Here is a 13,504-nt window from a genome sequence, read left to right as displayed (position 1 = left end):
TCCTGCTTTCTGCCCCTAGCACTCTTCATTGTCAGAGTTGGTAAATGGGAATTTACTGATATGGTGGAAGAGTCCAGTCAGTTCCAGTGAAGTTATTTTAGCTTCCGAAAATCAACCAAAATTAGACAGCTTAGTAGGTTTGCCGAAAGGTTGTCTAATTTAACTCCCTCATAAATTAGTATCTTCTACATTTGCTATTTCGGGAAGAGGACTATCCTTGTCTGTTTCATTTTCTTCAGAGATTGCTTCTTGCAGAGCTTGAATTGCCCCACTAATACGAAGTAAAGTATCCCGTAGATTGGCAACTTTAGCCTCATATTCAGCCATAACCTTCTGTCCTGACTCAAATTCGGCTTTCAGTTCCGCCAAACGTTTCTCTAATTGTTCTTTCATGTTCCTTTTACCTTCATATTCATCGTCATAAATGTACCAGTCCCGGAGTATTGGGGGGTAGCATCGGGAATAGGACTAGGTGCTGAGGGTTGTTGTGCGGGAACCATCACTTGAAATTTAGCTTTGAAGGATGCTCCTTTCAGCAATACAGGTTTACCCCCAGATTTGGTATTTTTAGCTTTTTGATTGCCTGCCAAGGATTCTATGGAAAGCATTCCCACCCCTGGAATACTATATTGTGGTGTCATGTAAGGACAACCAGGAACAATGACCTTTTTTTCATCGCCGTCTACGCAGACAAGTTTCTGGTTTATTTTACTCTTACCTGTGCCAATTAAATTCCCTGGACGGACGGTGACAATGGCTTGGCCAAAAGTCGGGTTAAACATAGCTTGATCGCCTGTGATCAGAATGAAATCTGCCATAGTTTAATATCTGCTAAAAAAATATCTCCCCTCCTGGGAGGGGCTAGGGGTAGGTTAATTCTCCTCCTAGTTTATTCCATAATCTCATAATTTTGATAGATTTTTATGTGCGCTATAATATTAGTCATTGTCGCGATCGCTAATTTCCAACTTGAAAAATTTGTTGAGCGGTTAATTTTAATTCAGGAAAAGTAGGAGATTGAATCAAGTCATCATCTCGAAACTGTTTACCTTCTTGATACTCATTTTTTTCTAGTTGATAAACCCATATTGTGGGAATTTTAGGAGAACCCAGATATCTTATTCCGCCTAATGCTCGATAATCAACTATCCAATATTCTAGGATACCTAGCTTTTCATATTCTGCTAGTTTGGTTAGATAATCATCTTGCCAGTTTGTGCTAACAACTTCAATGATTAACTTGGCAGACTTTCCTCTAGATATAGTAGAATATTTTTGCCAATAGGGATCTGCTTCCAGGGCGTTTTCATCTAAAACAATAATATCAGGCAGATAACCTTCTCCTTCCCGTTTTGGTTTAACTAAACAGCTACGAGGAATAAAATAAGGCAAAGAGTGTTTTTCAATTTCTACATCTAGTTTTCTTGCGATCAAAGCGGCAACTTTTTCGTGCGCTCCAATTGGACGCATTTCTACTATTTCTCCTTGATGTAGTTCGTAGTGTCTTCCATCTTCAGGGTATTGCTGAAGAAATTGTTCAAAAGTTAGTAAAGTTAGAGTTTCTTGAGTCATATTTTTTTTTAGAACATCAACATCCCCAGTGATGATAATAAAGGTAAACTATTGGTTTGATGTTTATTTGCTAGATGGTATGAGCGATCGCACTAAACTAATATCTATTGATAATTATTATGCTGCTCTAAAAGTAATACCATCTAAATACATTACGGCATTATTCAAAACGCTCCTACAAATGTATTTTACGTCTCCAGTGCCGGCGGAGATAGTGATATAGCTGATGAAAGGACCATATTGATAATATTCATAAGAGAATGGAGGATAACTACCAACAGGGTAATAACAATCAGTTGATGGTTTACAATCACCAGGAAGTTGAAACGCAGTTTTCGATTGAATTAAATCTTCATATTTTAGCACGCCTTTCAGGTGAACAATTCCCGAACTATCCTTAAAATATCCAAGTTCGTTGCTATCTTGATTTGTCCAACCGTTTATTAATTTTAGTGTTTCCCATTCTCCATCTTCTTCTACTTTGCTATCAACATAGCTTTTGATTGCTTTCGTTGTTGATATTGTCGTATCATTATTATCCCCAAGATTAGCATTGCTAGAAATGTTATTCACCGCTACTCCATTCTGTAGCGTCAAATCTCCATCTATCTTTAAACTTCCTGTGAAAACTGCCCTATGATCAGCATTACCCTGATAACGTAGAGTCAATGCTGTGCCATTAGAGCTTGGTAAATACACACCTGAATATTCTCGAATGTTAGGATCATTGTCGCTAATGAGATCGCTTGAAATTTTCAGTTTTGCCAACTTTACACAATGCTCAGGTGTTGGATCAGCAAATCCAAAAATAGGAGTCTCTATCGAGCGTGTATAGCTATTGTCTACACCATCTTGTTGTTTTTCTGCAAGTTGTTCATCGTATTGAATATAAAGTTCCCCTTCACTTAAACCATTAAATGCATTAAACTCTTGTTCTTCTTTTAAAACAATCAGATTCCCCTGATCATCTATAGCTGATCCACGTGTAATCAGCACAGATTTATCACCATCTGCAACTGTAACTTCTAGTCCTTCAATAATTCCTGAAACATGAAGACTTCGGTTATGGTAACGAAGGCGATAGCTTAAATAATCATGTTGCAGTTTAAAATCATCTGCTAATAAATATTGCCCAGGAAAATAGTTGGGATATTCGGTAGGAAATTCACTAAAATCTGTTGGTTCAAGCATAACTTACTCCTGTCCATCTAATGATTGAGTGGTTGTTCCTAAAATAGTAGGAATTGTTTCTCTGATAATATCTTCTCCAACCTCATTATCATAACAAATTTGTAGAATATTTTTAAGAGGAACTGGTGCTAGTTCAAAATTTTCATCTAGTAATTGAAAAGAGGATAACTCCTGATTAATTTCTAAAGATGCTTGCACAGTTACTTTACCTTGAACTTTAAGATTATTGAGATTTTTAATTGTAACTGTTAAACTATCTATGGTTTGCATAAACTGATAATAATAGAGAGAGCGTTTTACTCGAATTTTATTATCTTCGATAGTAGTTTCTGGAGTCAATAAATGAAAATTAGAGACATTATCTTTGATCCGAACTGTAATTTTATTGAGCATCTCTGGAGTTACTGGGTTGGGTTGGGTTACTTCTACAACCGCCTCTAGTTCTATTTTCTCAATTATAGCAGTAATATCCGGCTCTAATTCTTGAATTTTAGGAGCTGTAAATGTTCTAAAGATATAAGCTTTCCACAAATATTCTGTAATCCTCATTCCTGACATTTGGGAAACAGTGGCAATTCGAAAAATTGTATTTCCTTCGATAATTTTTTGTGCATCGTTTTGATTGCATATTTTTAATACAGGTGATAGGTTTATCCGTTCTTCTCTGAGTAGTATATCATCATAGATTGTTTGATTGAGCTGAAAATATAATTTAATAGTTAAATTCCCAGTAAAATATTCATCTGTTCGATTAGATAATTTGACATTAAACCCATCTAAATTATCTTGAAAATGCTGATAAGTCAAGGTATATTTTACAGCTAAATTTTCACCTTCAATAATAAGTTCAGGTGGCTCTAGAGTAATTGCTTGAGAGTTACCTTGCAGTTCAATAACTAATTGTTCAGGTAATTGATTTATTTCACCATTATTAAATAGACTGGAAGTAATTTTAACCTCTATAGTAAATGTTTGTTCTTGGGTTATTTCAAATAATGTAAAAGGCTCAGAAGACCACACGGATCGCCTCGTTATCTGCATCGTTGGCGTCAGAATTCTTAAAGCATAATATGTCTGTGCTGGTTTTTCTTGATCGATAATTGCTTTAGCTATTTTAGCCTGTTGCCAATACTTAACAGGATCGCGGTCATTTAATGTTAATTGAACCTGAAAATAATAGGGAAAACCAGTAAAATTGTCGGATACTTCTACCTTTTCCCCTAATCCAGCAATTTTCAAATAAGTACTTAAAACTCGACTTAATCCCTGTTTTGTTCCCCGCCAACGATACAATTCAACAATTTCTAAAATAAAAGCTCTTTTTACCTCAACACTCCAATCATTCCTTAAACTTAAAGCTACCCAACCAGCTAACCAAGGTAAAAATTCCTCTGGTGTTTTTTCAGGATCAAAATAGAGATGAATCCCACTTAGAATTTCCTCTAATCCTGGTACATTTTCACTTGTAATAATTTGTCCCTCAGTAGGGGTTTCATCAAGTCCACTAAGAATCTTTTCAAAAGCCAATAAAAAACGACCCAGAAAAACCTGTTCTTGGAGAATTGCTGGTAAATATTGTTGATAGGTACTAATTAATTGTTGTTCATTCATTGTTAACCTAGGCTAATACTATCAATCTACAAATGGATTATCTTCTACTGTAAATTCACTTCCTTTCAAATTAACTAACTGATTATCAGCTAGATAAACTTCCGATAGAGGTTCACCATTTTGAGACTCAAAATCGTTACCATCTTCATCTTTAATGAAAATATCTTCCACATAATCTACTCCTTCCAAATCATCAAGTAATTTATAGATTTCTGAGACATAAATACTCCTGCCAAAAGGCCATCCTTTACCCTCCCAATATTTACCAGAATTCAAAGGTGCAAAAAAAAGCTCAACTTCTGCCTCAGCTTTGGGAGTTAAATCTTCTTTTGTTACGTCATTTTTAGGAATTAATGTGGCTTCTATGGATATAGATACATATTCAGGTTCTACAATATGCAGACTTGTAGTTAACAGTTTTTTTGGCTCAAGAAACTTACATAAATCAGATAATTTGTCATAATAATTGTACAGTTGATCATTTTCCGGCACAACAACTAAACTAATATGTCCTGGAGCAAAACTATCAGCATCACCCTCCTCCAAATCCCGTTGTGCTAAACCCTTAACCCGGGCAATTTTCAAAGTAAAATCTGGAGATTCATTGAAATCTTCAAGAACTAATTGCTCATAATCTTCAATAGTAACCGCCCGATAGCGAACGCGTAAATTTAATAAAGTCTCCTTAATTCTTGATTGTAAGCTTTTGTGTCTTTCTTCAGCAGAGTCTAGGAGTAATTCGTTTTTTTGTCCTTCAAGTAGACTAAAAAAGCTAGCATAATTTTCATCAGAAACTTGATTAACTTGATAGAGAGTCATTTCCGTCAACCATGCCAACAATTCTATCAGAATAATTCCTGTATCCGTGGGATTATGATCTGTCCATTCAGGATATTCAACAGGAATCTGAGAAATTGCCTCCTCTACTAAGTCGGCATAACTACGATTGTCAAGATTAGGTAAAGGTAAAGTCATGTTTGATAATTAATAATGAATAATTAATAATGAATAATGGCTTTGTTGTATGAAAACTTATGGCATTGCACAAGATCCAAGCATATGTACTTCATACTTCTACAACTGTTGTCCAATAGAGTTGTCGCTAAATAAAGGAAAAAAATCGCTCTAACCTAGACAGAGCAATAATTCCCAGCATTTTTGTTATTCAATGGCTACAATCCTTACAGAACAAGGTTTTTGGGGATTTTTTAAGTTATAAAGCGACAAGTCTAATAAATAAATCAAACATCAAGCAACCTCCTTATCGAACTAACATTAATAGTATGATTGCCAGAAAAAATCAAAGTATCAGCACTCAGGGGAGCGTTTTTTGAAACGCCTTCTATTGTTAGAGAATCAACTGTTAGAGAATCAACATGATCTACCCCAGGAATAGCTTGAATAATAGCGTAAAAGTCTGATTCTTTAGGGTAACGACCAAATTGCCATCCCTTACCACTACCACCCGTTAAGGGGTGAAGAAACTCTTCTAAACGCTGTTTAACCTTATCTCTCACCATATCTACCCCTTCCAAGGAAATAGGAGTTATGGTTGTTGTCACACTGACTTCTTGCCATTTGGGCCCAGTAAAGGTCGCATCTACCGTCCCTTCACAACGGGAACGAATATAGGAGGCGACTTCTTCTAATAACGTTAAACTAGGAACAGGTTGGCGCGCTGTACTATCAGGCAAAATAATCAGTTTAACTTTACCCGCACGACGCTTAATTTCCTCTATTATCTCATCGCTCTGTCTTTCATCCTCCTTGGGTGTCTCCAAATTCTGCTCAAGAGTCTCTGGAAATGAAGTACCAGGTTGAATCGGTTCTAGCCAAAAATCTTCATTTAATGGATTAAAGTCGCTTACTATCATATCTGGAGTTACAACTTTAACTCTCGCAACATCAGTCGAAGCTTCATAAGCTAAATCTGCCATATCCTGTGTAGTAACAGCGCGATCGCTATGACGGAGTTGTTTGGGGACTCTTTCTTTAAGACGATCTAAGGTTTCTTGGTTAGCACCTCCTGCTGAGGGTTCCAGATTAATTACGCGATCGATGTATGGAATAGTAGTGTTTAGCTGACTGATGGTTTCCGCAGCAATATTTCCTTGTTCACCTCCTCCCGTGCGATACAAAGAGAATCGAATATTATTACGCCCCAGAGGCGGAATCATTCCTACTATTCCATCCCCAAACTGAATTTCTCCTGTTTGTCTGTCTAAAGTATAGTGGCGATCGCCCGCACCAGAAGTATAAAAATCGTCTACTTGATGCCATTTTACCCATACTTCTTCAATTTCTCCTATATCATCTCGAATCACTTTAACCTGATCCGATTCTAATTCGGGAGGAATTTGTCCTTCTTCAACTTCTAATTGTTGTCCTTGTAAAATCGGGGTATTATTGGCCACAAAAACTTGATTAGGATCGGCGTTACTAGAACCTAATATTTCTTCTGTGATAGTATTTGCTTGAACTGCCCAAATAGTATTTGTTAATAGGCGACGGAGACGGGGTTTAGCAATAAAATTACCCCCTTCCCAACGAACTCGTAACCAATAGAGTTCTTGACCAAAGTTTTCCATTTGACTCAAATCTATAGGAGCAATAAATTGAATTAAACCCCGCCCCGAAAAACCTTTAGTTTCATCTTTTACCCCCAATGGTTGCCATCCTAGAGGACTAGAATATTCCCAAACTAATTCCGGTTGTGTTGGGTAAATAACTCGACTTTTTTCACTATAATTTTGTTTTATAGTTGGATTGACTGTAATTTGATGATCATCAATAATATCGCTAATTTGATATTGATCGTATTGTTTTATATCAACAGGATTTTGAACTTCAATATTGTCACCAATTTCCCAACCTGTAATATCAGAAAGTTTCAGAAAAATTTGTCCACTAATAGCAGTTTCTGTGAGGAATGTTTCTGATGTAATATCCCTTGATAATTCTTCAGCTAATGGGGGTTCAACCTGAGCGTAGAGAGTAACAGTTTTATTCTCAAAAGATTGATCGAATCCTAGATAAAGGGTGGGGTTTTTGTCTACTGTGGGAGTAAAAGGTTGGAAAGTATATTTTACAGGAGTATCATTCGAGTATTCCTCCGTCACTTTTGAAGTCAGAAGAACTTGATTTGTTTTAGAGTTTATAGTTTCTATTTGATAATTTTCATCTCCAATTGTCAGAAATTGACCAACAGTTAATCCTGTAACTTCTGCTAAAGTAAGCAACTTATCTCCCTGATTTGTTTTTTCTGTTAATTTAGTATTGAGCTGTTTGGTATGAGAATAGATGAAATCATTATTAGCAAAATAAACAGCCTCTTCAGTTAGGGTAAAATCATATCTTAATTTTAAAGATTGAATTAAAGGAGGGTCATAAGTTGGGGGAATTATTTCAGTAATAATTAATTTACGCATCACCCTAGTTCCTACAGGTAAATTATCATTAATAATCCCGTTATTTAGGGTCAATTTATTAGGGTTTTGAGTGATTTGAGTAATTGTATGTTCTTCTGGAAATCCTCCCGTATTTGGCAGAAGACGAATTGAATCTTCTACTTTGAATAAATCCAAATTATCAACTTCTATATCCTTTCCTTCTTGTTTTGCTTCCTTTGCCAAGACTGCTAAATTATCATAAACAGGATATTTACGCTCCGAAGCTGTTTGTCCATAATGACCTTCTTTAATCCGCGCCCGAATCCAATACCGATTTTCTCCATCTTCTATGCTAGGTAATGGTATTGTATCAGAAAACTCTAATATAGCCTCAATTTCTTTGGTAAAATCAGGTGATTCACCGCTCCATTTTACTATGCCATTATCTACAGTTGTAATTTCTTTCCATTCTTCTCCATCACTAATTTCCCAAACAATATTTAGGTCAACAAAAGAACTAATTGATTTACAGATTAAATATAAAGTGATGGTGGTATTAGGTTTAACAAATGACTCGTGTAAAGCAATATAAAAAGTATCATTAAATTCTGGCTGTTCGCCAAAAGGATAAAAATCTTTTGTGAGGTCTAAAGGACTATAATTAAATAAACAAATATCAGGAACTAAATCAGATTTAGTAAATTTTATTTCACCTTTAATATCTGTTATTTTAGATGAATTTACCAATAGATTAGTTACGTTTGCTTGTAACCACTTACCAGTTTCCCCCTGAATTTCAGAAGCAGTTGGAATTGGTAAATCAGTAAAATCAAAAGTCAATTCCTTCTCATTAGTTGTGCTTTTAGGACTTTGTTCTTGCCATTGGGAACCATCCCAATAAAACCAATTCAGTTCGCTTGGAAATTCAGCAGTATTATCAGTAGTAATAATCAGTTTGAACCCTGATAATTCTGGTAAATTAAAAATCTCTGGACAAGTTATATAAAGAGAATGTTCAATGGGGCGATCGCCTGCAAAAGCTAAAAAAACTTCATCGTTTTGTCCAAGTGCTTCTAAAGAGCGATCGCTATATTTATCTTGACTCGGTCCCCGTACAAATACAGCTTTTAATTGCGCGGTTGTCACCACCAATTCCCCATCTGTTTCAAACACCATTTCCTCATCTGAACCCTCTGCTGGAGGTGCAGAAACTTGGATATAAGCAGGAACTAAACCATCCACTGCACTCCCTTCAGCTAAATAGAAAGTTAAGGGGACCTTTGCTGGTTGGGGTGGTATAAGTTCTCCCCCAATTAAATCAAGGAAAACCAGGAAATTTTTATCAGGGACTTGATTGAGGCGATCGCTAACAGACTTAACCATTTTACCAAAGATGCGAATTAATGCCTCTCCTGCATCTATTTTTCCTGATTCATTTGTCGGTTGCCAATCGGTAAATTGTTGTGCGAGTTCTTTTGTTTGTTCAACAATTTCCTCATAAGTACGCTCGTCTATTTTTGGAGATGCCATTTTAGTTATCAGTTATCAGTTATCAGCTAATTTAGTAGGTTGGGTTGTAGTTATCAGTTATCAGTTATCAGCTAATTTAGTAGGTTGGGTTGTAGCTTGCTTCCGCGTAGCGGTACGACAGTGAAACCCAACACAACCTTATTATGGTTGAGTTACATAATTTTTAAGGCTTTCAAGTCAAATTAACTATTATCAAAATTGTCACAACTAAGAATTGCGGCGTTGCTGATTAGTAATGATCTATGCTGATATAGGAAGAGTTTCAAATTTTAGATAGTGCAGCAGAAGACGAATAGAATATTTGAGCATCTCAAGGGACTTAGAGTAGCAAAGGGTTTTGTATGGGATGGCGAGCCAAATAATGTCGGAGTCGAGTATTTTCCCCTTCCACCCTGGTCATATAAGTTTTACTGACTAAGTGATCTTCTGGTGCAATAAAACAAGGGTACACAGAATAACCATCACTTACATACCAAAAGCTATGCCAGCACCTAATTATTAACCACAAATATTCAAAGGTTTTGCTGCTGCGATCGCCTACGACCCACAACAAGATTCCTGGCTTCCAATGATTGACTACTGTCCAAATCCAAACTTTGTGTTTCTTGTGGCCTATAAAAGTCTGTAACTCATCAATTTCAGTGATTTCAGGTATCTCTTGCTCTTCGGGGCATCTGGTAATTTTATACCTGCATCTTTAATCCATTTGATAATGGTTGTATGATGAACCTCTGTTACTCTTTGGATAGCTCGTAAACCCATGCCATTGAGATACATCTTTAGACATAGTTCTTTAATCTGTGGTGAATAGGGTTGACTCTTAGGGGATTCAACGAACTGACGACCACAGATTCGACATTGGAAACACTGTTGGCCACGTCTTCGGCCATTTTTCCTAGTTTGGGTGGAGTTACATTTCAGACATTTCATGTTTTGAATTCTACAACATTTATCATTACTTTTCAGCAACGCCAGAATTGCTATAGTTTGAATTTTGGGTGAATTACATTTCTTTAATACACCCAACAAAACCAATCTAATGTTTAGCAATCTTTTCCATAAAAATCCGTTCTTGCTCTGACAAAGGTATATCTTGAGAATAAATTACGGGATTGCGATCGCGCTTTAATCATTCAGCTAATGCACCACTAAATTTATCATCATCATTTCGACTTTCAGATATATAATTTTTTAATTCTTTTATAGTCATTTTAGTTAAATCAGTCATCAGAAAAACCGCCTATTTCCATCAGAATAAATGTCAGTATTCAGGCGTCAGCTATTAGCTATCAGCTTATTTTTTTTTAGTTCTAGATAAAAGCTTGATTAACTGAGCTATAATTAAATATTACTACAAAAACTGTCCTCCTTAATTTTAAAGTCTATCTTCATTTTAACCCTGTTTTTAAAGGCGTGCTTTTATTGCTGAGAGCTGACAGCTAACAGCTAAATGCTTATAATTATTGTAAATAAAAAGGATAAACCAAATTAAAAATATTATTCGTGGTTCGGATTTGATAATTTACCTGAATTAAAATAACATTCGGTTGGCTAGAATCAGGAATTGTATCCACATCTAAAACATCAATTCTAGGTTCCCATTCAATTAAAGCATCACGAACATCACTAACAATTTGACCCACTGTTCCTGAACTATTCGGAGAAAAAACTTTATCGTGAATCTCACAGCCAAAATCAGGACGCATTACCCGTTCTCCCTTCGCGGTACCAAGAATCATCCAAATAGACTGTCGCACAGCATCTTCATATTTAGCTACTTTAATGTGACTATTTTCTAGTTCCACAGGTGAAGTCCATCCCACACCTAAAAAATCAATATCCATCACATCACCTCCAATGAACTATTATTAACTTTCACTCCAGCCGAACATTTAATCCCTAAACCTGATTTGGCTTCTAGTTCATATTTAGACTTAGCTTTAATCGTACAATTTTCCCCTGCGTCTAACTGATAATTTTTGTTGACTTTTATAGATAAATTGTTACATTCAATCGAAACATCATCATCACTGCTTTTTAAGATGATTTTACCTTTAGTTTCAATAGTCAAATCTTTTTCAACCTTAATATTCATATTATTTTCCTTAGAATCAATCAAAATTTGATTTTTACCCGTTTTATCTTGAATAATAATTTGTTCTTTTCCTTTAGTATCATCTAAAATAATCTGATGACCACTACGGGATTTAATCATTCTTTGATTATTTTTACCATCATCATTTTTAGCAGGAGGTTTATCTTTTCCATTCCACAAAGCACCTAGAATATAAGGAACATTCATATCACCTTGTTCAAAAGCCACTAATACTTCATCATCAACTTCCGGCAAAAAATAAATACCTCTGTCATTTCCAGCCATAGGAGTTAAAATCCTAGCCCAGTAACTTTCTTCATTTTCAGAAAGCCAAGGAAATTTCACTTTAATTCTGCCTAAACCTTCTGGGTCTTTATTGTTAGTAACTATGCCGATTGTTACACCATTAAAAATATTATTTTTGTCATTATTGATTAATAAATCGTATCCATTCATGTAACATTTCTCCTAATTTTGATTATTCGGTGTCTAATCTTTTTTGTTGACTGGAAAACCGTTTGATTCTAGCCTGAATATTTGCTAGTATTTCTTTTATTTCTTCTAAATCACTTTCTAATAAATGTTTGCTTAATAGCTTTAACAAAGGGGGTAAATCTACCTGATAATTTAATAATAAAAGTAAAAGATCATTCTCGTAAATACTTGCTCTGTCAAACTTGCCTTGACCATATAGAGAAGGTAAAGCATATAATTTAAGAATAATTAGACCCTCTACTGTGACACAACGAATTAATCTATTGCCAAATTCTCTTTCTGTTACAAATTGTTGCGAAATTGTATTAAAAAGCTTGTTTTGTGTTAATAAAACATCAATTTGTAACTGATTAAAATTTCCCCTAATAAAATCTTTATTTTCCTCAGTAATTTTGATCTCTGATAAATTGTCTAAATCTTGACGAGAAAGAATCAAGTCAATATCTTGAGTATTTCTGCCCTCAATATAACTTAAATATTGCCACACCTCCCACTAATAAATAGTTAATGTTAACTTGTTCTAAAGTGTTAAATAAATCATCAACATCGTCCAATAAATTATTGATATTCATCAGATTAGTTTGCCAGTTTTTTACATCAAAAATTATACCATTTGCTACAATTTTACCAATCGCAACTACCATAATAAAAATCTTAAATGATTTTGTCTTTCCTCTACCCAGTTAGTATGAATTCGATCAAAGTCTCGAATATTAAAGCTATAAACAACACGCTGATTCTCTAAAGCCCATTTTAATTGTTATTCTAGTCTTCCTCCTAATAGTAAAACAAATCATTTTGTGCCTTTTTTAAGAATAACATATTTGAGAAATCCAGAAAACTAAGCAATAGCAAAACCTGTTTCTTCTCGAATTTGTGGGTCATAAAATGCTAAGACAATTTTATCTTTAGTAATACCAGCATCTAATAAATCTCTAGCAATACCTTCTTCTGTCCCATCTTGTTGAATCCAAATTTTATCATCCCAAATATCCACATGAATTAAACAACCATGAACTCTTTTTGTTGCTGAATATTTAGAATTTATTTTTTCCCTACCCACTATCATTAATAAATAACGATCTTGTTGGGTGTCAAAGACTGTTTCTAATTTAATATTTTCATCAGGATAGGGAATTTTTGTATAAGATAGAATAATTTTTTGGATAATTTCACGGTAGTTATTTATCCTATCCATTCGATGATTTCCTCCAAATTAATATCAAAAATTAGTAACAACAATTGATAATCTTCTGTAATTATTTTGCCTAAACCATCTTCAAAAATGTCCGCATAAACAATACTAGGTATTGCTAAATAAAGTTTTCTATCTGGTTCAGTTCTGCTAATAACAGAACGATATAACAAATATTGTCCTAATGCATTTTCTAAAGCATTAACTTCTGACATAGCAGCAAAAGTTTTAATTTCTACTGCAATTTTGTTTTGATTTTTTTCTGCTATTAATAATTTTTCAGCTCCTAAATCTACATACATATCTTTGCTTCCCCATCTTAACCTAAGAGGGTCATGGGTTATTGTCCAACTATCTTTGATGAGGGCATTTTTACAATTATCATGGTATCTATCTTTTGTTGGCATTATTTTTGATTTAATGATT

Annotated in this window: 14 protein-coding genes and 1 pseudogene; all 15 read right to left on the bottom strand. The window is 34.8% G+C overall.

What is annotated here, in order from left to right; translation table 11 throughout:
* Positions 1-168: 168 nt before the first annotated feature.
* Complete coding sequence (locus SAGCYANO_RS07670) at positions 169-393, bottom strand: hypothetical protein (RefSeq protein ID WP_202219533.1); 225 nt, start codon at positions 391-393, stop codon at positions 169-171.
* Complete coding sequence (locus SAGCYANO_RS07665; RefSeq protein WP_202219532.1) at positions 390-818, bottom strand: hypothetical protein; 429 nt, start codon at positions 816-818, stop codon at positions 390-392. The genes SAGCYANO_RS07670 and SAGCYANO_RS07665 overlap by 4 nt, the downstream gene beginning before the upstream one ends.
* Before the next feature lie 139 nt (positions 819-957).
* A complete protein-coding gene (locus SAGCYANO_RS07660; RefSeq protein ID WP_202219531.1) occupies positions 958-1,572 on the bottom strand; it encodes a Uma2 family endonuclease in 615 nt (204 codons plus the stop codon).
* Between the two features lie 117 nt (positions 1,573-1,689).
* On the bottom strand, positions 1,690-2,763 hold the full coding sequence (locus tag SAGCYANO_RS07655; RefSeq protein ID WP_202219530.1) for a hypothetical protein: 1,074 nt from the start codon (positions 2,761-2,763) through the stop codon (positions 1,690-1,692).
* Between the two features lie 3 nt (positions 2,764-2,766).
* Complete coding sequence (locus SAGCYANO_RS07650; protein WP_202219529.1) at positions 2,767-4,374, bottom strand: phage tail protein I; 1,608 nt, start codon at positions 4,372-4,374, stop codon at positions 2,767-2,769.
* A 21-nt stretch (positions 4,375-4,395) separates the two neighbouring features.
* Positions 4,396-5,349 carry a hypothetical protein gene (locus SAGCYANO_RS07645; protein ID WP_202219528.1) on the bottom strand — a complete coding sequence of 318 codons (954 nt, stop codon included), beginning with the start codon at positions 5,347-5,349 and terminating at the stop codon, positions 4,396-4,398.
* 266 nt (positions 5,350-5,615) lie between these two features.
* Positions 5,616-9,293: a baseplate J/gp47 family protein gene (locus tag SAGCYANO_RS07640; RefSeq protein ID WP_202219527.1), complete on the bottom strand. Its 3,678-nt coding sequence runs from the start codon at positions 9,291-9,293 to the stop codon at positions 5,616-5,618.
* A 240-nt stretch (positions 9,294-9,533) separates the two neighbouring features.
* Positions 9,534-10,223 (bottom strand): annotated as a pseudogene (locus SAGCYANO_RS07635) (IS1 family transposase).
* Positions 10,224-10,422: 199 nt separating this feature from the next.
* Positions 10,423-10,521, bottom strand: coding sequence for a hypothetical protein (locus SAGCYANO_RS50080; protein WP_375339894.1), 99 nt, complete (start codon positions 10,519-10,521; stop codon positions 10,423-10,425).
* A 232-nt stretch (positions 10,522-10,753) separates the two neighbouring features.
* The gene (locus SAGCYANO_RS07630; protein WP_202219526.1) at positions 10,754-11,137 is read right to left on the bottom strand and encodes a GPW/gp25 family protein; all 384 of its coding nucleotides are present in this window, start codon (positions 11,135-11,137) and stop codon (positions 10,754-10,756) included.
* Positions 11,137-11,844: a phage baseplate assembly protein V gene (locus SAGCYANO_RS07625; RefSeq protein ID WP_202219525.1), complete on the bottom strand. Its 708-nt coding sequence runs from the start codon at positions 11,842-11,844 to the stop codon at positions 11,137-11,139. Before SAGCYANO_RS07625 ends, SAGCYANO_RS07630 begins: the two co-directional genes overlap by 1 nt.
* 22 nt (positions 11,845-11,866) lie before the next feature.
* The gene (locus SAGCYANO_RS07620) at positions 11,867-12,370 is read right to left on the bottom strand and encodes a hypothetical protein (protein ID WP_237395935.1); all 504 of its coding nucleotides are present in this window, start codon (positions 12,368-12,370) and stop codon (positions 11,867-11,869) included.
* Complete coding sequence (locus tag SAGCYANO_RS44335; RefSeq protein WP_237395932.1) at positions 12,345-12,527, bottom strand: hypothetical protein; 183 nt, start codon at positions 12,525-12,527, stop codon at positions 12,345-12,347. The genes SAGCYANO_RS07620 and SAGCYANO_RS44335 overlap by 26 nt, the downstream gene beginning before the upstream one ends.
* A 197-nt stretch (positions 12,528-12,724) precedes the next feature.
* On the bottom strand, positions 12,725-13,081 hold the full coding sequence (locus tag SAGCYANO_RS07615; RefSeq protein WP_202219524.1) for a XisI protein: 357 nt from the start codon (positions 13,079-13,081) through the stop codon (positions 12,725-12,727).
* Positions 13,069-13,485: an element excision factor XisH family protein gene (locus SAGCYANO_RS07610; RefSeq protein ID WP_202219523.1), complete on the bottom strand. Its 417-nt coding sequence runs from the start codon at positions 13,483-13,485 to the stop codon at positions 13,069-13,071. The genes SAGCYANO_RS07615 and SAGCYANO_RS07610 overlap by 13 nt, the downstream gene beginning before the upstream one ends.
* Between the last annotated feature and the right edge of the window lie 19 nt (positions 13,486-13,504).

Source organism: Okeania sp. KiyG1 (genome assembly GCF_014132355.1).
Lineage (GTDB): Bacteria > Cyanobacteriota > Cyanobacteriia > Cyanobacteriales > Microcoleaceae > Okeania.
This window is presented reverse-complemented; position numbering and strand designations above follow the sequence as displayed.

Coding starts and splice junctions, on each gene's coding strand:
- SAGCYANO_RS07670 (WP_202219533.1), bottom strand. CDS start 393: ATGAAAGAACAATTAGAGAAACGTTTGGCGGAACTGAAAGCCGAATTT.
- SAGCYANO_RS07665 (WP_202219532.1), bottom strand. CDS start 818: ATGGCAGATTTCATTCTGATCACAGGCGATCAAGCTATGTTTAACCCG.
- SAGCYANO_RS07660 (WP_202219531.1), bottom strand. CDS start 1,572: ATGACTCAAGAAACTCTAACTTTACTAACTTTTGAACAATTTCTTCAG.
- SAGCYANO_RS07655 (WP_202219530.1), bottom strand. CDS start 2,763: ATGCTTGAACCAACAGATTTTAGTGAATTTCCTACCGAATATCCCAAC.
- SAGCYANO_RS07650 (WP_202219529.1), bottom strand. CDS start 4,374: ATGAATGAACAACAATTAATTAGTACCTATCAACAATATTTACCAGCA.
- SAGCYANO_RS07645 (WP_202219528.1), bottom strand. CDS start 5,349: ATGACTTTACCTTTACCTAATCTTGACAATCGTAGTTATGCCGACTTA.
- SAGCYANO_RS07640 (WP_202219527.1), bottom strand. CDS start 9,293: ATGGCATCTCCAAAAATAGACGAGCGTACTTATGAGGAAATTGTTGAA.
- SAGCYANO_RS50080 (WP_375339894.1), bottom strand. CDS start 10,521: ATGACTGATTTAACTAAAATGACTATAAAAGAATTAAAAAATTATATA.
- SAGCYANO_RS07630 (WP_202219526.1), bottom strand. CDS start 11,137: ATGGATATTGATTTTTTAGGTGTGGGATGGACTTCACCTGTGGAACTA.
- SAGCYANO_RS07625 (WP_202219525.1), bottom strand. CDS start 11,844: ATGAATGGATACGATTTATTAATCAATAATGACAAAAATAATATTTTT.
- SAGCYANO_RS44335 (WP_237395932.1), bottom strand. CDS start 12,527: ATGGTAGTTGCGATTGGTAAAATTGTAGCAAATGGTATAATTTTTGAT.
- SAGCYANO_RS07615 (WP_202219524.1), bottom strand. CDS start 13,081: ATGGATAGGATAAATAACTACCGTGAAATTATCCAAAAAATTATTCTA.
- SAGCYANO_RS07610 (WP_202219523.1), bottom strand. CDS start 13,485: ATGCCAACAAAAGATAGATACCATGATAATTGTAAAAATGCCCTCATC.